11 protein-coding genes and 1 tRNA gene are annotated in these 18,987 nt (G+C 62.9%); 9 read left to right on the top strand and 3 right to left on the bottom strand.

The features are described 5' to 3' along the window. Positions 1 to 83 precede the first annotated feature (83 nt). The 6 genes from LB533_RS17925 to LB533_RS17950 all read left to right on the top strand — a co-directional run bounded on the left by LB533_RS17925 (position 84) and on the right by LB533_RS17950 (position 7,073). Positions 84 to 1,529, top strand: a complete 1,446-nt coding sequence (locus LB533_RS17925; protein ID WP_224677851.1) for a short-chain fatty acyl-CoA regulator family protein — start codon at positions 84 to 86, stop codon at positions 1,527 to 1,529. Positions 1,530 to 1,669: 140 nt separating this feature from the next. Beyond that, positions 1,670 to 2,623 carry a DMT family transporter gene (locus LB533_RS17930; RefSeq protein ID WP_140643155.1) on the top strand — a complete coding sequence of 318 codons (954 nt, stop codon included), beginning with the start codon at positions 1,670 to 1,672 and terminating at the stop codon, positions 2,621 to 2,623. A 339-nt stretch (positions 2,624 to 2,962) separates the two neighbouring features. Continuing rightward, complete coding sequence (locus LB533_RS17935; protein ID WP_224677852.1) at positions 2,963 to 4,060, top strand: polyamine ABC transporter substrate-binding protein; 1,098 nt, start codon at positions 2,963 to 2,965, stop codon at positions 4,058 to 4,060. An 80-nt stretch (positions 4,061 to 4,140) separates the two neighbouring features. Beyond that, positions 4,141 to 5,283, top strand: a complete 1,143-nt coding sequence (locus LB533_RS17940) for an ABC transporter ATP-binding protein (protein ID WP_140552857.1) — start codon at positions 4,141 to 4,143, stop codon at positions 5,281 to 5,283. A gap of 9 nt (positions 5,284 to 5,292) precedes the next feature. Next, the gene (locus LB533_RS17945; protein ID WP_224677853.1) at positions 5,293 to 6,258 is read left to right on the top strand and encodes an ABC transporter permease subunit; all 966 of its coding nucleotides are present in this window, start codon (positions 5,293 to 5,295) and stop codon (positions 6,256 to 6,258) included. Beyond that, positions 6,255 to 7,073: an ABC transporter permease subunit gene (locus LB533_RS17950; protein ID WP_140513402.1), complete on the top strand. Its 819-nt coding sequence runs from the start codon at positions 6,255 to 6,257 to the stop codon at positions 7,071 to 7,073. The genes LB533_RS17945 and LB533_RS17950 overlap by 4 nt, the downstream gene beginning before the upstream one ends. 70 nt (positions 7,074 to 7,143) lie before the next feature. Here the strand turns inward: LB533_RS17950 and LB533_RS17955 are convergent, their stop codons facing one another. Continuing rightward, a complete protein-coding gene (locus tag LB533_RS17955; RefSeq protein ID WP_224677854.1) occupies positions 7,144 to 8,997 on the bottom strand; it encodes an AsmA-like C-terminal region-containing protein in 1,854 nt (617 codons plus the stop codon). A 220-nt stretch (positions 8,998 to 9,217) separates the two neighbouring features. Here LB533_RS17955 and LB533_RS17960 point away from each other — a divergent pair, with 220 nt between their 5' ends. Further along, positions 9,218 to 11,188, top strand: coding sequence for an acetoacetate--CoA ligase (locus tag LB533_RS17960; protein WP_224677855.1), 1,971 nt, complete (start codon positions 9,218 to 9,220; stop codon positions 11,186 to 11,188). 272 nt (positions 11,189 to 11,460) lie between these two features. Here LB533_RS17960 and LB533_RS17965 read toward each other — a convergent pair whose 3' ends face one another. Then, positions 11,461 to 15,225: a PAS domain S-box protein gene (locus tag LB533_RS17965; protein WP_224677856.1), complete on the bottom strand. Its 3,765-nt coding sequence runs from the start codon at positions 15,223 to 15,225 to the stop codon at positions 11,461 to 11,463. A 250-nt stretch (positions 15,226 to 15,475) separates the two neighbouring features. Here LB533_RS17965 and LB533_RS17970 point away from each other — a divergent pair, with 250 nt between their 5' ends. Both LB533_RS17970 and LB533_RS17975 read left to right on the top strand, forming a co-directional pair. Continuing rightward, positions 15,476 to 15,934 (top strand): phasin, encoded by a 459-nt coding sequence (locus tag LB533_RS17970; RefSeq protein ID WP_224677857.1) that lies wholly within the window; start codon positions 15,476 to 15,478, stop codon positions 15,932 to 15,934. Positions 15,935 to 16,281: 347 nt separating this feature from the next. Further along, a tRNA-His gene (locus LB533_RS17975) sits at positions 16,282 to 16,358 on the top strand. Positions 16,359 to 16,830: 472 nt separating this feature from the next. Here LB533_RS17975 and LB533_RS17980 read toward each other — a convergent pair. Next, complete coding sequence (locus tag LB533_RS17980; protein WP_224677858.1) at positions 16,831 to 18,777, bottom strand: PAS domain-containing sensor histidine kinase; 1,947 nt, start codon at positions 18,775 to 18,777, stop codon at positions 16,831 to 16,833. Positions 18,778 to 18,987: the final 210 nt, after the last annotated feature.

Genomic DNA, 18,987 nt, shown 5'->3' on the forward strand with positions numbered 1-18,987 from the left:
GGCCGAGGTAAATTTGTAATTATCGTAAAAGCCGGCCTGGAGCGTAGCGGCGACTGCAATGTAAATTCCTGTCAAGGAGTTCCATGGCCGACCAGAAGATATTTGCCGGGCCGCGTATCCGCCGTATCCGAAACGCCAAGGGCCTGACCCAGACGGCGATGGCCGAAGGCCTCGGCATCTCGCCATCCTATCTCAACCTGATCGAGCGCAACCAGCGGCCGCTGACGGTGCAGTTGATCCTGAAGCTGGCGTCCGTCTACAAGGTCGATCCGCATGAGCTGCAGGGCGAAGCGGGCGGCTCTGTCGCTGCCTTGAGGGAAGTGTTTGCCGATCCGCTGCTGGCTGGCGAACTGCCGGGAGACCAGGAATTGATCGAGCTTGCCGAAGCCGCGCCCAATGCCTCCGCGGCCGTGATAAAACTGTTCCGTGCTTATCGCGAGCAGGCCGAGCGCCTCTCCGATCTCAACGAGCTTCTTGCGCGCGAGGGGCGGGCGACGGCGCTTTCCAGCGCCCGCCTGCCGATCGACGAGGTGCATGAGACTTTCGAGCGTCGGCCGAACCATTTTGCGCATATCGAGGAAGAGGCGGAAGCGTTCACTTCGGTGCTCGATCCCGGCGACGATTTGTCTGCTGCGCTGAAGGCCTGGCTGAAGCGCGAATATGGCATCGTCGTCAAGGTGCTGCCGGTCGCCACCATGCCGAACTGGCGCCGCCGTTACGATCGCCATTCGCAGCGCCTGTTCCTGTCCGAGCGCCTGTCGCCGTTCGACCAGTTGCGCGAAATGGCGATGGAGGCATGCCTGATCCGCATGACCGTCGCGGTCGCCGGCGAGATCCAGGCGCTGAAACTGTCCACAGACGAGGCCCGCCGCATCGCCCGGTTCGAACTCGGGCGCTACGCGGCGCATGCGCTGATGATGCCTTACCAGACTTTCCACGCGGCGGCCGTTCGTGCCCGCTACGATATCGATGTGCTGCGCTCGCGCTTCGGCGTTTCCTTCGAGCAGGCGGCCAACCGGCTGACCACGCTCCAACGGCAAGGCGCATCGGCCGTGCCGTTCTTCATGCTGGAGATCGATAATGCCGGCAATCGCTTCCGCAAAGCCGGTAGCCTGGGCTTTCCGCAAAGCCGCTTCGGTGGCGGCTGTCCCAAGCTTCCCGTGCACGTCGCCTTCAGCCAGCCCGGCCAGATTTTCGTGGAAGCGGTGGAAATGCCCGACGGCGCCGAGTTCCTCTGCATCGCCCGCACGCTGGAAGGACCCCAAGGCGCGTTCTCCGAGCGGCCGCGTCGCACCGCGCTGCTGCTGGGGTGCGACATCGGCTTTCGCGACGATATCGTCTACGGTGCGGCACTTCCCGGCCCGACGGCCGGAAAAGGCGGAGCTGGCGCGGTAGCGGCGACGCCGGTCGGGCCCGCCTGCCGGCTTTGCGAGCGCGTCGGCTGCCTGACGCGCGCCGAGCCGCCCGTGACGCGCCCGCTTGGCCTCGACGAGATGGTGACGGGCCTGAGCGCCTTCGATTTCCAATGACGCTTCCCATGGCGGACTTGCCACAATCGCCGGCGGTCTCTGGATCACGCCGGGCCCGCGCCTTTGCGTTACGCGAATAAGGTACGTTTTTGTCGTCCCTTGCGCATTGTGCCGTTCTCAAAACCTCGACAGTCGTACCCATGACCGACACCGCATCATCGCCGATCGCTCGTTCATCGACCGTCCCGCAGCGGGAGGAGCGCATCGGCTTCCTGCTCGTGTTCCTGTCGGCATTGATGTGGAGTTTCGGTGGCACGATTGCCCGCTTCATCACCGCCGGCGACAGCTGGACGGTGGTGTTCTGGCGTTCCGTATGGGCGGCGGCCTTCCTGCTCTGCTTCATGGTCTGGCGTGACGGCTGGCGCGGCATGCTGAGGTCGTTTCGCGGCATGGGCTTGCCCGGCCTTGCCGTGGGGTTCTGCTTCGCCACCGCATCGACCTCTTTCGTCGTGGCGCTTGCCTACACCACCGTCGCCAACATCCTGTTGATGCAGGCCGGCGTGCCGCTGCTTGCGGCGCTGTTTGCCTGGGCGCTGTTTCGCGAAAGAGTGGCGGTCGCGACCTGGCTGGCGATTGCCGCCGTCATCGCCGGTGTCGCCATCATGGTGTCGGAATCGCTCGATGGCGCCGTTTCGCCCATAGGCGACGGGCTGGCGCTGCTGATCGCCGTCATGTTCTCGATCGCCACCGTCATCACACGGCGCTTCTCCAGCGTGCGCATGACGCCGGCGACCTGCCTCGGCACGATCCTGGCGGCGGGCTTTGCCGCCTCGCAGGCTTCGGCCTTCGCCGTATCGGGCAGCGATATGGGTTTTCTCTTCGTCTTCGGCGTGGTCAATCTCGGCCTCGGCCTCGCCTTCTTCGCCACCGGCGCGCGGCTGATCCCGGCCGCCGTCGCCGCGTTGCTAGGCACCTTTGAACCGATCCTCGGGCCGATATGGGTGTGGCTGATCCATTCCGAGGTGCCGTCGGGCCGCACCATCGTCGGCGGCGCCGTGGTGGTCACGGCGCTGCTCGTCCATATCGGACTGGAGTTCAAGCGACAGACGCGGCCAGTCAGGGCAGGGGTCACCGGCGTGCCGTCGCCGAATTGATGCGGCGCCCTAGCTTTCCCATTGACAAGTTCGCTGCCGCGCGGGCAGGCTGGGACTACGGCAACAACAAGACAGGCTTATCTTGCCAAGTCTCCCCGGCGACCCGATCGAGACCGGATCACATTCCAGTATTTCTGCCTGCGCGGCGGCGAAAGCTTCTGACGATGCGGCGACTCCTTCCAGCCCAGGACAGTGGCGCGCGAGCATCGCTTGCGACAGCCGGCGGCGCGGCGATTGGCGCTTGTCGCCTCCTGGAAAGCTCAATAGTCTGAAGCAAATGCCCGGCCGCGCGGATGCCGCGACGCGCCGGCGATGGAACACTCACCAAAGGAGAATAGCATGATCCGCAAAGCGCTCTGGCTTTCGGCGACTTCGGCATTTCTGGCTCTCTTTACGCTCGGCGGCCACGCCGAGGACCGCGTCGTCAATGTCTTCAACTGGTCGGACTATATCGACCCCGCCGTCATCGATGATTTCACCAAGCAGACCGGCATCAAGGTGGTCTACGACACGTTCGATTCCAATGAGATCCTGGAGACCAAATTGCTTGCCGGCGGCAGCGGCTATGACGTCGTCGTGCCGAGCGGCAATTTCCTTGCTCGCCAGATCCAGGCCGGCGTGTTCCAGAAGCTCGACAAGTCGAAACTGCCGAACCTCTCCAACATGTGGGACACGGTTTCGGAACGGACCGCGAAATACGATCCCGGCAATGAATACTCGATCAATTACATGTGGGGCACGGTCGGCCTCGGCTACAACGTCAAGAAGGTGCAGGCAGCGCTCGGCACCGACAAGATCGACAGCTGGGACGTGTTCTTCAATCCGGAAAAGCTGGCCAAGCTGAAGGATTGCGGCGTCTATGTCCTGGATTCGCCGACCGACATCTTCCCGACTGCCTTCAAATATCTCGGCATCGATCCTGAGACCACGTCGCCGGACGATTTTGCCAAGGCCGAGGAATTGATGATGAAGATCAGGCCCTACATCAGGAAGTTCCATTCCTCCGAATACATCAACGCTCTGGCCAATGGCGATATCTGCCTGGCGGTCGGCTGGTCGGGCGACGTGTTCCAGGCGCGCAACCGCGCCGAGGAGGCCAAGCAGGGCGTCGAGATCGGCTACGCCGTGCCGAAGGAAGGCGCCGAAATGTGGTTCGACCAGATGGCAATCCCTGCCGATGCGCCGCATGTCGCCGAGGCGCATGAGTTCCTGAACTATATGATGAAGCCGGAGGTGATCGCCAAATCGTCGAACGCCGTGCTCTATGCCAACGGGAACAAGGCTTCCCAGCAATTCGTCGACAAGGCGCTTCTGGACGATCCGGCTGTCTACCCGGACGCCGCGACCTTGCAGAAGCTCTTTACGATCTCGCCCTACGATCCCAAGACCCAGCGCGTCATCACGCGCACCTGGACCAAAATCGTCACCGGTCAGTAGTCAGTCCAAGGAGGCCCGGCAGTCACCCTGCCGGGTCTCCTTCTTTTCGATGGGGCAAAGCAGCAGGACGGAGTGGGCACATGAAATCGCTTGGCAGCATCCGCAGGGATTTCGCGCCTTGGAACGATCCGAACGCCAAGCCATACATCCAGTTCGATAATGTCTCCAAGAAGTTCGGCGACTTCACCGCCGTCAACAACCTCTCGCTGACCATATTCGAGCGCGAGTTCTTCGCCCTGCTCGGCGCCTCCGGTTGCGGAAAATCGACGCTGCTCAGGATGCTCGCCGGCTTCGAGGAGCCGACATCAGGCCGCATCCTGCTCGACGGCCAGGATCTGCGCGGCATCCCGCCTTATCGCCGGCCGGTCAACATGATGTTCCAGTCCTATGCCCTGTTCCCGCATATGACGGTGGAGAACAACATCGCCTTCGGCCTCAAGCAGGAAGGCATGGCCAAGCCAGACGTCGAAAAGCGCGTCGCCGAGATGCTCAAGCTGGTCAAGCTCGAGCAATTCGCCAAGCGCAAGCCGCACCAGCTCTCCGGCGGCCAGCGCCAGCGTGTCGCGCTCGCCCGCTCGGTCGCCAAGCGGCCGAAGGTGCTGCTGCTCGACGAACCGCTCGGCGCGCTAGACAAGAAGCTGCGCGAGGAGACGCAGTTCGAACTGATGGATCTTCAGCAGGAACTCGGCCTCACCTTCGTCGTCGTCACCCACGACCAGGAAGAGGCCATGACCATGGCCGACCGCATCGCCATCATGGACAAGGGCGAGGTCATGCAGGTCGCGACGCCGGCGGAAGTCTACGAGGCCCCGGCGTCGCGCTTCGTCGCGCATTTCGTCGGTAACGTGAACATGTTCGAAGGCAAGGTTGCCGAACGGACGGACAAGACGGCGCGCATCACCGGAGCGACCGGCGCCCAGATCCTCGTCGAGAATGCCGGCAACGCCGCCGCCGCGGGCGCCGATATCGTCTTCGCGATCAGGCCGGAGAAGATCAAGGTGTCGTCCAAGAAGCCGGCCGACGGCGTCAATGCGCTGGAGGGCGAGGTCTACGACATCGCCTATCTCGGCGACATGACCGTCTACCACGTCCGGCTGGACGACGGGCAGCTCGTGCGGGCAAGCGCCTTGAACGCGGCGCGCATCACCGAAGACCCGCTTACCTGGAACGACCGCGCCTGGGTCTCTTTTCGGCCGGATGCCGGCGTCGTGCTGACGCGGTAGGGGGCTGACATGTCCGACATCGCCGCCACCGACGCCGCCCTACCGGCCGCGGCCAAACCGTTGCTGGCGCGGCTGGGCGCCGGCTTCGTCAACCGTCTCGTCATCTTCATTCCCTATCTCTGGCTGCTGTTCTTCTTCCTCGTCCCCTTCATCATCGTCTTCAAGATCTCGTTGTCGCAGACGGCGATCGCCATGCCGCCCTATACGCCGGTGCTTGATTTCAGCGATGGCGTCTCCGGCTTCTTCGCGGGCTTTCGCGATCTCAACTTCGATAACTATGCCTGGCTGACGCAGGACGCGCTCTATTTCAACGCCTATGTCACCAGCCTGATCATCGCGGCGATCTCGACCGTGCTGACGCTGGTCGTCGGCTATCCCATAGCCTACGGCATGGCCCGCGCGCCGGCGACGATCCGCCCGACCTTGCTGATGCTGGTCATCCTGCCGTTCTGGACCTCGTTCCTGATCCGGGTCTATGCCTGGATCGGCATCCTGAAGCCCGAGGGGCTGCTCAATCAGTTGCTCCTGTCGCTGCACCTGATCAACCAGCCGCTGGTCATCCTCAACACCTATACGGCGATTTTCATTGGCATCGTCTACTCCTACCTGCCGTTCATGGTGCTGCCGCTCTATTCGTCGCTGGAAAAAATGGATTATTCGCTGATCGAGGCGGCCAAAGACCTTGGCTGTCCGCCGACCAGCGCGTTCTGGAAGATCACGTTCCCGCTGTCATTGCCCGGCGTCATCGCCGGTTGCCTGCTGGTGTTCATTCCGGCGGTCGGCGAATTCGTCATCCCCGATCTGCTTGGCGGGTCGCAGACGCTGATGATCGGCAAGACGTTGTGGAACGAGTTCTTCGCCAATCGCGACTGGCCGGTCTCTTCCGCCGTCGCCGTCATCCTGCTGCTGTTGCTGACGGTCCCGATCATGATCTTCCAGCAGGCCCAGGCGAAGGCGCAGGAGCAGGACAAATGAACAGCAGCTGGAGCCGCTTCAACATCACCTCGATCGTGCTCGGTTTCGCCTTCCTCTATCTGCCGATCGTGCTGCTCATCGTGTTCTCCTTCAACGAATCCAAGCTGGTCACCGTCTGGGGCGGCTTTTCGACCAAATGGTACGTGTCGCTGTTCCACAACCAGGGCCTCATGGACGCCACCTGGGTCACGGCGCGCGTCGGCGTCATTTCGGCCACGGCGGCGACTGTGCTCGGCACGCTGGCGGCGCTGACGCTGACACGCTACACGCGTTTCCGGGGCAGGGTGCTGTTCTCCGGCATGGTGTTCGCGCCTTTGGTCATGCCCGAAGTCATCACCGGCCTGTCGCTGCTGTTGCTCTTCGTCGCTGTCGGCCTCGACCGGGGCTTTCTCACCGTCACACTCGCACACACCACCTTGACGATGTGCTTCGTCGCCGTCGTCGTGCAGTCGCGCCTCGTATCCTTCGACCGCTCGCTCGAGGAGGCGGCGATGGATCTCGGCGCGCCGCCGGTCAAGACATTCTTCCAGATCACGCTGCCCGTCATCCTGCCCGCGATCGTGTCGGGGTGGATGCTTGCCTTCACGCTCTCGCTCGACGACCTGGTCATCGCCAGCTTCACCTCTGGGCCGGGTGCGACCACGCTGCCGATGAAGATCTACAGCCAGGTTCGTCTCGGCGTGACGCCGGAGATCAACGCCGCCTGCACCATTCTGATCGCGGTCGTGGCGGTCGGCGTCATCGTCGCTTCGCTTGCCAACAAGCGTCGCGAGGTCCAGCGCCAGCGCGACGAACAGGCCGCCCAACGCGGCTGAGCACGATCCCAAAGAGTGGGCCCCGGTTCTCGGACAAGACCATGCTCGAACAAAAAGGCCGAAAGGCTGCTTATTCGCCCGAAACGCCGCGATTGATCGGCGAAATGAACGGTGTGCTCCATGTCCCGCCGACGAAGAAGGACGACTGGTTGGGACCTTGCTGGCCATTTGCCTGCGCGGCCGCCTGGTCCGGCTGAATCACGCCGCCGGACAGCGCCAGCCCGCGTCCGGCATAGGAGGCGATGCCGGAAAGCCAGATCTTGTATTTGGCCGAATTGGCTTCGGCCTTGTCCAGCCTCGCCACGCCTTTTGAGATGGTAGCCTTCAGTTCGGCGCCATCGATCGGCAGTGTTCCGTCCGAGACGTCATCGAGCGCGAAGAAGCCGCCCTGTTCGGTATGCTTGAGAAAGGCCGGCAGGTTGAACTTGCTGAGCGCGCCTGGCCCGAAGGTCGCCGAAACCGAGCCGTCGGCGGTTTCAAAGATCGAATCCCAGGTCCTGCCCGGGCCTTTGAGGATGACGGACACGGTCCCCGTGCCGACCGGCACCAGCCGCGTCATCCCGGCCGCCGTGCCGAAAGCGCCGCCATCGATATCGGAAGCCAGCAGCCGAATCTCGACCTGGCTGCCCTCGGGCTTGCGGTCGAAACGAAGGCTGCTCTGGATGTTGCCGCCGAAGGCCGAGGCATCGGAAATGTCGAAAACGGACAGGCCATCCTTGACCTGCGCGGTGGCGGCGACGTCGGCAAGCTGGATGGAGCCGGCCGTGGCGTGCGCCGCCGACAGCCTGAGGTCGAGATTGATCCGGTCGGCGAAATTCGTGTCGACTTCGTTTGGACCTGCCCCGCTTGCCGGTCCGAGCGGCGTGAAGGCGGACAGGAACGACCTCAGGTCGAGCGTGTCGAAGGCGAGCGTGCCGGAGATCACCGGCTGTGCGTCGCCAAACGACAGATCCAGCGCACCCATTCCCGGATTGTTGTCGAGGGCAAGCGCGGTGTTTTCGAATTTGACGCGCGCGGCCGTCGCCGTCACCTTGCTCGAAATGCTGACGGAGCCGATCGCGGCGCCCGGCGCGATATCGGCCTGCGACCATTCAAGCACACGCCGCAGCGAGGGCGCTGAAAACTTGGCCTGGCCATCGAAATAGGCGTTTTCGGACATGCTGGCCGTGCCGTCGAAAGAGAAGGTGGCGGGCGCGGCCTTGAACGACAAGGTGAGCGGCGCCATGCCGCCGGCAAACAACACCAGCGGCTTCGGCGATGCGGCGTCCACGGCGACGCTTTCGCCGCGCCAGATGCCGGTCGCCGAGAGCGTCGCATTGCTGTTCATAGCCGCCCATGTCGCCTGGCCGCTCAGGCTGCTCAGCACCTCTTCGTCCTTGCCGTTGACGGACGCCACCATGCGGCCGTCCCTGAACTCCACCGTGCCGAAAGTCTCGGCCGGTAGCTTGTCAAGATCGGGCTTGGCGGGGTCCGCACCGACCACGCCGCGCGCCACGTCGATGGCGCGTGCGATGCGGCCGCCGGTCGGAGCGGTGGGCAGGAACAGGCCGCTCGCCGTGCGCTGGACCCTGATCGTCGGCCGCACCAGCCGCGCCGTGGAAAACACCACGTCGCCGCGCAGCGCCGCCATGGCCGAGAGGTCGACCTCGACCCGTTCGGCCTCGACGACCGGCGGTGCGTCGACGTCGGTCCACTTCGAAAGCGTCACATCCGTCAGGATCGCCCGGAAGTTCGGCCAGACCTCGATGCGCGGCGAGCCTTCGATGGCGACCCGGAAACCGCTCCAGGCACTCAATTCCCAGGCGATGCGATCGCGCACGATACGCGTCGAAGCGATCAGCGGCAGGGCGGCGATCACCAGCGCGATGACGATCACGGCAGCGCCGATCGCCCATGTTCCGCGTCGGATCAAAGATGATGGCATATCGCCCCGTATGCTTTCGTTCCGACAAAAATCGCCCGGCGGGTGTAAACCCGGTCGTCACCACGACTTCCAGTCGTCACTACGACTTAGGGTCGAGGCATTTCAAGTCTTTATGGCCCGGCGATGGCATTTGCGCACATCTGGACGCCTCGGCCGAACAAAATCTTGCTCTGCTGCGGCGCAATATGCATAAGCGGTGGCGATCCTGGGAGGACCCATCATGGCTGCCGAAGTACCGCTCTGGACCCCGGCGCAGGACCAGATTGACGCTGCGCCGCTGACCGCCTTCATGAAGGCCGCCGCTGCAAAGAGCGGTATGCCTCTGACCTCCTATGCCGACCTCCACCGTTGGTCCGTGGCGGACCGCGAGGCGTTCTGGAGCGTGGTCTGGGATTTTTGCGGCATCGTCGGCGACAAGGGCAGCGCCGGAAGCGAGCGTGTGCTTGTCGATGGCGAGAAGATGCCGGGAGCGGCCTTCTTTCCCGACGCGACGCTGAATTTCGCCGAGAACCTCCTGAGGAAGACCGGAGCCGGAGAAGCGATCGTGTTTCGCGGCGAGGACAAGGTCGAGCGCCGGCTGTCCTGGAACGAATTGCATGCGCTCACCTCGCGCTTCCAGCAGCTCTTTCTGTCGCTCAAGGTCAAGAAGGGCGACCGTATCGCTGCGATGATGCCCAACATGCCGGAAACGGTCGCCGCCATGCTCGCGACCGCCTCTATCGGCGCGGTGTGGTCGTCCTGCTCCCCCGATTTCGGCGAACAGGGGGTGCTCGACCGGTTCGGGCAGATCGAACCCGTCGTCTTCATCGCGCCCGACGGCTATTGGTACAACGGCAAGGCCATCGAGGTCGCCGACAAGGTCCGCGCGGTGGCCGCAAAGCTGGGCACCGTCCGCAAGGTGGTGGTCGTCGACTACCTCGGCACCTCGGCCGATGTCGCCGATACGATCGACAAGGCCGTGGCGATGGAAGAGGCGCTGTCGCCCTTCGCCGTCAGGCAGGTCGCCTTCGAGCGGCTGCCGTTTTCGCACCCGCTCTACATCCTGTTCTCGTCCGGAACGACCGGTATCCCCAAATGCATCGTCCATTCGGCCGGCGGAACGCTGATCCAGCACCTCAAGGAACATCGCCTGCACGCAGGCCTGCTCGACGGCGACCGCTTCTTCTACTTCACCACCTGCGGCTGGATGATGTGGAACTGGCTGGTGTCGGGCCTCGCTTCGGGCGCGACGCTGCTGCTCTATGACGGCTCGCCCTTCTACCCCGACGGCAATGCGCTGTTCGATTTCGCCGACGCCGAGAAGATGACCTTCTTCGGCACCTCGGCGAAGTTCATCGATTCGGTGCGCAAGGCCGGCCTCAAGCCGATCCGCAGCCATGACCTGTCCACCGTGCGCGCCATCTCCTCGACCGGTTCGCCGCTCTCGCCCGAGGATTTCCGCTTCGTCTACGACGGCATTAAGAAGGACGTGCATCTGGCATCGGTCTCCGGCGGCACCGACATCGTTTCCTGCTTCGTCCTCGGCGTACCGATTGAACCGGTATGGACCGGGGAGATCCAGGGACCAGGCCTCGGTCTTGCCGTCGACGTCTGGGACGACGACGGCAAGCCGGTCAGGCAGGAGAAAGGCGAACTGGTCTGCACCAAGGCCTTCCCGGCAATGCCGATCGGCTTCTGGAACGACCCCGAGGGCAAGAAATACCGGGCCGCCTATTTCGAGCGCTTCGACAATGTCTGGTGCCATGGCGACTTCGCCGAGTGGACCGCTCATGGCGGCATGATCATCCACGGCCGCTCCGACGCGACGCTCAATCCGGGTGGGGTGCGCATCGGCACGGCGGAGATCTACAATCAGGTCGAGCAGATGCCGGAAATCCTGGAGGCGCTCTGTATCGGCCAGGATTTCGACAATGACGTGCGTGTGGTGCTGTTCGTGCGGCTGGCCTCCGGCGTTCAGCTCGACGAGGATCTGGAGAAGCGCATCCGGGCGAAAATCCGCGCCGGCGCCAGCCCGCGCCACGTGCCGGCCAGGATCGTCGCCGTGTCAGACATTCCGCGCACCAAATCGGGCAAGATCACCGAGCTTGCGGTGCGCGATGTCGTGCATGGCCGCGCCATCAAGAACAAGGAAGCGCTCGCCAATCCCGAGGCGCTTGAGCTGTTCAGAAACCTGCCGCAATTGGCCGAGTGACCGCCCCGCCCGGCATGGTTAATCAAATCTGCCGCGCGAATTTACCTAGATTTCACGAGTGGTACACATTCGTAAATTTTTTCGGGACCCGGTAAGGACTTGTTAAGGCCCGGCGTCGATAGTCGCACGTAACTTGAGGGAGAAATCCCGTTCCTCAGCCCCCGGAGGATCTGAATTCGCTCAAGCCCCCGTTGTGACAGCAAATCCCATCTTTCAAGGCGTCCTGTTGGGCGCCTTTTCTTTTTCAGGCGGCTGGACGGACGGGAGCTTGCCTATTCCGCAAGCACGCGCGTCGACGGGAAAGCGATCTCGACCAGGGTTCCTTCGCCAGGCGTCGAGGTGATGATAAAGCGGGCGCGGTTCGCTTCAACCATCGCCTTGGTCAACGGCAGGCCGAGACCGGTGCCGTCGCCGCGCCCCCGTTTCAATGCATTGATCTGTTTGAACGGCTTCAACGCCTGCTCGATCTCGGCTTGGCTCATGCCGATGCCGGTGTCGCGCACGCGCATGACGACATCGCCTGAGGTCTCATAGGCGGTCGAGACGATTACCTGGCCGCCGGCCTGGGTGTAGCGGATGGCGTTCGACAGGATGTTGAGGGCGATCTGACGCACGCTGCGCAGGTCCGCCACCACTTCCGGCAGCCGCGACGCGAAGCTGGAGCGGATGATGACGCGCTCGCGGTTGGCCTGCGGCTGCATCATAGCCACCGTCTCGGCCAGCGTGTCGTTGAGCGACACCGCTTCATAGGCCATTTCCTGCTGGCCCGCCTCGATCTTGGAGATGTCGAGAAGGTCGTTGACGAGATCGAGCACATGATTGCCCGATCGGTTGATATCGCGCAGGTAATCGCGGTAGCGGTCATTGGCCACTGGCCCGAATTTCTCGTCCACCATCAGTTCGGAAAAGCCGATGATGGCATTGAGCGGCGTACGGATCTCGTGGCTGATGCGGGCGAGGAAATCCGTCTTTTGCGAGGAGGCGCGCTCGGCCACCGCACGCGCCTGGGTCAGGTCCTCTTCGGCCCGCTTCCACTGTGTGATGTCGCGCACCACCGCGCAAAAGCCGCTGTCGTTGGGAAGCCGGCCGATGGTCATGAACAGGGGAATGAAGCGGCCCTGCGCCTCGCGGCCGATGACTTCGCGGCCGTCGTTCAGGACGCTCGCCACGCCGGGCTCGGACAGGCCATCGAGATAATCGCGCGCCGCGCGCTGGCTTTCGATAGCAAACAGCGAGGCGAACGGCTTGCCGGTCACGTCGTCGCTGTCGAAGCCGAACAACGCCTCGGCTGGACGGCTTATCGAGCGGATCGCGCCGTCACGGCCGATCAGCACGACGCCGTCGGTGGCGGTGTCGATGATGGTGCGCATCTCGGCGATGCGCGCCTTGAGCTCGGAAATATCGGGCTGCGTCTGCTCGTCGCCGGCCGCATGCAGTGCCGCCGGTGCCTCATCGTCGCCTGAACGGCGCACCACCAGCATCAGCGCCTTGCCGTCGCGCCACGGAACCGAGCGCAGGATAGCCTCGATTGGAAATTCCTGCCCGCCATGCGTCTTCAGCCGCAACGCCCGGTCGGTGCCCTCGGCGGCGCCGTCATCGCCATAAGGATCGGCAAACAGCGTGCCCAGCCCGCCGGCGTCCGCCAGTTCATCGAGCGTTTCATAGCCTGTCAGGACGAGAAATTCCTCGTTGGCGTAATGAAGTTCATCCCCGGAATGGATGAGCAGCGGCACGGGCAGCTTACTCAGGAGCGAGGTGTCGGGAGCCTTGCTCTCGTCTCCGACCGCAAAGGCCGACGGCACGAACCCTTCGAGCTTGAGCGGAGGCACTTTGAGGCGTGGCCGCTCGACCGGAGCCTCCACCGCGTCGCTGGTGCCGGCGGCACCCTCGGCGGTTGCGGCCTGCTCATCGGATGCGCACGCGTCCTCGTCCTCGACCCAGTCCTCACTGTCCTCGGCATCGCGAAAATCGGCTGATGTCATGCTCTCGTCGTCGGCAATGTCATCATTCGCGCCGGCGACGGGCTCTTCGCTCTCCCGTTCCGTCTGCGCCGCCGCCGGTTCGGAAACCGGGGTCTCGTCATTGTTGTCGGCGATCGGCGCTGGTTCCCCGCTCCGCTCGGCATAGTCGAGCAGCGAACCCGTCACCCCGGCTACCCTGTCGGCAGGCTCCTCATCAGCCGTTTTGTCCGGCCGTTCGCCATCAAGCCGGGCGAGATCCTCTGCGTCCTCGGCATCGACATCGGTTTCGGAGGGCTCGGCCGGTGCGGCTTCGTCCTTTGGCGCAAGGTTTTTGCGGGCGTCCGCTGGTTCCTCGATCGGCGCCGCCGGCGTTGCCGCCTCCGGTTGCCCGGCATTGTCCGGACCCGGCCTTTCGACCTCCGGCTCGGCCGGGCTGCTTTCTTTCTTCAGCCGCTCACCAATCTCGCGGAAGGCGCTGCGTTCCAGGGTCGACAGACCCTTGTCGTTGGCCGGCTGGCGATGTTCGGCCAGGCGGATCACTTTGTCGGCAAAGCGCCGTTCAGGCTTCGGCACGATGGTCAGCGCCGGCACCTCGCCCCGGAACGGATCCGATGGCTTCAGCTCCTCGGCCTTCGGCGCCTCAGGTGCGGGTTCGACTGGTTCTGGCGCCGGAGGCGCCTCGCCGTTGGGCACCAGCGCCATGCCGATCGCTTCCGGATCGACGACGGCGTCGCCGGCGCGGGCGACGCCGAAACCGCGGAAGCCCTCGAAGGCACGGCTGCGGCCATAGACCGGCAACGCCGCCAGGTCGACAGGGATCTTCAGGTCCGTGCCGACGACCGGCCACAGCACGGAACGGCCGGACCAGGTGTCGCGCCGCTCCAGGAGACCGGCGATCTCGCCGGACGCATCGAGGCCGAAGGCCGCCGCGACGTCCCTGAAGCGCCGGCCGATGACGTCCGCTGCCGGCTTGCCGACGACGTCGGCGAATTCCGGCGACAGCGCGCTGAACCTGCCCTCGGCGTCGGTGCGCCAGACGAAACGCATCGGCGCCGCCGTACGATCCACGACCCTGGGGGCCGGGGCTGCCGGGGCAGGTAGAGGCTGGACATCGTGCTTCGCGTTCTCGGCTGGACCTTCGGCGGCAGCTGGCGAAGGTGCAGCTTCGGCGTCCGGCGCGGCTGGACCAGGCGCATGCCTCCGGTCCTCGCCGGCATTGAAATACCAATGGTCCTGCTGTGCCCGCGTACCGTTTGCCGCCGGATGTCCGGGTTCTGCCGCCGCCGGTTCCTGCACGGCCGCTTCGGCTGCGGCTTGTGCCTCCGGTTCCGAGATATCCTTGGCGACGGCCTGGGAGCGGTCACGTCCTTCGGAACGCTCGGCCGCTGGAGTCCCCTCCGCCAGCGCACCGTCGTCGAGCCTGTTCTCGTCGATCACCACCAGCAAATGCCGCTCAGGCGTCAGTCGGGCGAGACCCGCCGGATAGGATGTGCCGCCGCCCGGAACCAGCCGCTTGACGATGCGGTCGCCCTCATTCGCGACGTCGGCCACCAGCGCGGCCAGCGTCGCGGGCTCGATGCCGAGCTGCGAAAAGCTCTCCGATGCCGCTTCGACATTGCCGCTGGCGTCGATGAAGGCGATGAAATGGCCATCTTCCGTGAAGCCGCTGATGGCCCTGCCGGCGATTTCGGCTGCACTGCGCGAGCCGGTCTGGGCCGCCGGCACCGCCAGCATGATGGCGTTCTCGCCGTCGGGCAGCGTCACTGCGCTTGCGAGGAAGCCGATGGCGCGGCTGGTCATGCCGGTCGCCAGCCTGACCGTGATGCTTCGGTCGCTGCCGATATCGGGAAATCCACTGGTTGCCATGATCTGGCGGCGGGCGATCAGCGGCAGCCGTGCCTCGGCGCCGATGATGCTTTCGATGTCGGGATAGCCGAACACCGCGGCACCCGGTCCATTGGCCCAGATCACCTGCTCCAGATTCGCCGACAGGATCGCGATCGCGTCGCCGGCGGCGAAGCGCTGGCGGACCGCGTCGAGCACGGCAACGTCGAGAAAGGAATATTCGGACGGCATGCGCTGGCGAAATCCTCATGCAGCGGGCATTTTTGCAGTTAACGCTTTGTTAATAAAAGCCGTCGGCGCGAAGGTCCAGAAGCCAGAACGTGCATAGGCCTGAATTTCGGCTCTTGGTTAACGGCCGAGATGGAATCTATGGTGCAGTGCAACAAAGATATTGCAATGCACAAAAATTGCCTTTATATTACCATCATACATGAACGAGACGGCTTTCCGTCAAAGCCGCTACCGCTGAAAAGGATGGAAAATGTCCAGGACCAAGACTGCCGAGACCATCGAAAACGTTGAATTTCCGAGCTTTGACGCTTCCAAGGCCACCGACCAGATCCGCGCTTTCGCCGAGAAGGGCGTCGAGCAGTCGAAGGAGGCCTACGCCAAGCTCAAGACTGGCGCCGAGGAGACCCAGAAGGCCCTGGAGTCCACCTATGAGTCCGCCAAAACTGTTTCCAGCGACCTGTCGCTCAAGACCATTGCCGCGCTGCGCGCCAATGCCGAAGCCGGCTTTTCGCATATCGAGGCCCTGATCGGCGCCAAGTCGCTGTCGGAAGTCGTCGAGCTGCAGACCGCCTTCCTGCGCAAGCGCGTCGAAATGACCGTCGAGCAGGCCAAGGAATTCCAGACTGTCGCCTCCAAGGCGGCAGAGGACGTCTCCAAGCCGATCAAGACCGTTTTTGAGAAAGCGATGAAAGACATCAAGGCTGCCTAATATTCGCGCATGATCGGAAGATGTAACAAAAGGTCGCATTTTCTTTGAAATGATCGTGTGTATGATGGCAGCCATCAACGAATACCCGGTCGGCGGAACCTCCTCCCTCCGCCTCCGGGGTGACCAGCCAGCACCTCCTCCCGCTGGCTCGTAACAGGAAAAGGCCGGCACCTCCTCCCGCCGGCCTTTTTCTTTGCCTGCCGAAAGCGCGCCGCTGCGAGGAACCGACCTTTGCCTCGCAAAGCTCTTGAATTAAGATCCATTAGCCCGTATGGACGCATCGCCGAACGACAGAGCGGATCGCCGAGTGAACCTTCCACCTCGGTCCTACTACTCAGGTCAGACGTGCCGTTGTAGCTCAGATGGTTAGAGCGCCGGATTGTGGATCCGGAGGTCGCTGGTTCGATCCCAGCCAACGGTACCATCGGCTTTTCCCCATAACCGTTTGATTTTACGGCAAAAATTTGTGAGACCACGCTCTGGGTCTCATGCCACGAACCTCCGTGTTAGGTCATGAACAGGCCGTCGCGCACCAGCGCGATATCTGGGTCCAATGACTTCTTTGCGGGGGGAGGGGCCGTCATCGCCTTTGAAAGCCTTTGAGCGCAGATTGAATCACAAAATCGCTCCCGCCGGAATCCCAGCCGATTCAGTCAAACGCTGAACCGCTTGTCTTATGACTTTGCATCGTTTCGAGGCCAAAGTGGGTTGCCGCCTGCGGGCCTTCACCACCCGCAGGCGGCGGGAGGGGTGAGATCGATGAACCGCCGGTCTGTGGCCGGCTTAAAGTGCCCTGTCCGCCCGCGGCTATTGGGCGAAGAAGGAGGCTGGGAAGCCGGTTGTCACCTTAAGCTTCCGGCGCGGCCAGATGGTGTTCCCGATTGGACTGGCTCCTATTAGCTATTGGACGATGCGGCGGCTGGCTTAACGGCGCTGCCACTCGATGCTATCGCGCTTGCCAGATCGTGTTCTGTAAACGGCTTGTTGAGAATCTTCATCTCCCGAGCGCCTGGCAGTTCAGCGTAGCCGGTCGCTATAATGACAGGAATATCCGGCCACTTTTCCTTGATTGCATCGAATAGCTGTAGGCCTGTCATCTTCGGCATTGCGTGGTCGGTAATGACGAGATCGAACGGCTGCTCTTTTAGCAGGTCGAGCGCTGCGGCCGCTGAATGCGCCTCCGCAACCGTATGCCCGAGTTCCTCGAGCATCGCAGCGGTGTTCAAGAGCACCAGGGCATCGTCATCCACCGCCAGAATTCGCAGGGGTGTCGCCTCAATAGTTTCCTCCCTGAGGACGATCTGCTCGCGCGCAAGGTCTGACGCCGCTGTCGCCACCGGCAGCCACAGTTCCGCCGTCGTCCCTTCTCCCTTGCGACTCTGAAGGGCCAGGCATCCGCCTATCTGTTCCATCATGCCATGCACCATCGACAGACCAAGGCCTGTCCCCTTGCCAACGCCTTTGGTGGTGAAAAACGGCTCCGTCGCGCGAGCAAGCGTTTCTTCGTCCATTCCCTCGCCGCCGTCGGCTACCGAAAGGCAGACATAGTGGCCTCGTGCCAAACCAGCTTTTTGGCTTTTGTTGATGTGTTCTTCCCTGGCGGAGATTAAGATCGTCCCACCGTCCGCCATGGCGTCCCTGGCGTTGACGCACAGATTAAGCAGTGCGAGTTCAATCTGGCTCTCATCGGCCATGACCCGGTTGAGTGAAAGCGGAAACTTCGTCTCTATAATAGCCCGGGAACCTAGCGATCGCTCCAACAACTCCTGCATTCCCATTATCAGTCCAACAAGATCGATAGGTTTCGGATCGAGTTGCTGCCGCCGGGCAAAAGCCAACATGCGCTGCGTCAACGACGCGCCCCGTTGGGCGCCGAGCACGGCATTATCGAGAAGACGCGACAGCTGAGGATCGTCGGGTAGCCGCTTGCGAAGCAACTCGAGGCTGCCCAGGACGGCCATCAGCAGATTGTTGAAGTCGTGCGCGACGCCGCCCGTCAGCTTGCCGATCGCATCCATCTTTTGCGAATGAAAAAGGGCTTCACGCGCCTGATCCAATGCTTCTTGCGCCTTCTTCCGTTCGGTGATGTCACGGGTGATCTTCGCAAAACCCAAAAGCGTCCCGTCTTCGTCCCGAATTGCGTCGATGACCACGTGGGACCAGAAGCGGGTGCCGTCCTTGCGCACCCGCCAGCCTTCCCTCTCAACGCGTCCTTCGCGTGCAGCGGTTTCCAGCGCTGTTTGCGGACCGCCACGCTCGCGATCTTCCGGCGTATAAAATTGCGAAAAGTGCTTGCCGATTATCTCATCTGCGGAGTAACCCTTGATGCGCTCTGCGCCCGAGTTCCAGCTTGCGACTATTCCTTCAGGGTCGAGCATATAGATCGCGTAGTCCGTCACGCCCTGAACCAGACGTTGAAACTGCTCCTGGCTTTTGCGGAGTTCATCCTCTGCCTTCTTCCGCTCGGTAAGATCGCGGGTGACTTTGGCAAAGCCGGTCAATTGGCCGCTAGGGTCGCGGATTGGATCGATGACGACATGAGCCCAGAAACGAGTCCCGTCGCGGCGAACCCGCCAACCTTCGCTCTCAAACTTGCCCTCGCGGGCTGATATTTCCAGAGCCCGGGCGGGCAGTCCGCTTTCCCGATCCTCCTCCGTATAAAAGCGAGAGAAATGCTGACCGATGATCTGGTTGGACGAATAGCCTTTGAACCGCTCGGCGCCTGCGTTCCAGCTGTTCACGATTCCGGATGGGTCCAGCATATAGATTGCGTAATCGGTGACGGCTTCGACGAGAACGCGATAACGATCTTCGTTCCCGGTGTCGGCGTTGCGCTGAGTCATTCCCCCGTCCATCTACTTGGCTTAACTATCTAAAATGCCATCGCGCGATTTTTAGTTCCCGACAAAGTCAAGAAAAAGCGAACCGGCGGCAACGACCAGTCGACCGGAATTCCCGCTTGCGGCCGTCGGCTTAGCGCCCGGCGTAGCTGAGTTGGAGCTGACTACTTCTTGCCTACCGCGAGCGCGCAGCTTACAGAACAGAATTAGGAG

The organism is Mesorhizobium sp. BR1-1-13 (assembly GCF_020165515.1).
Taxonomy (GTDB): domain Bacteria; phylum Pseudomonadota; class Alphaproteobacteria; order Rhizobiales; family Rhizobiaceae; genus Mesorhizobium.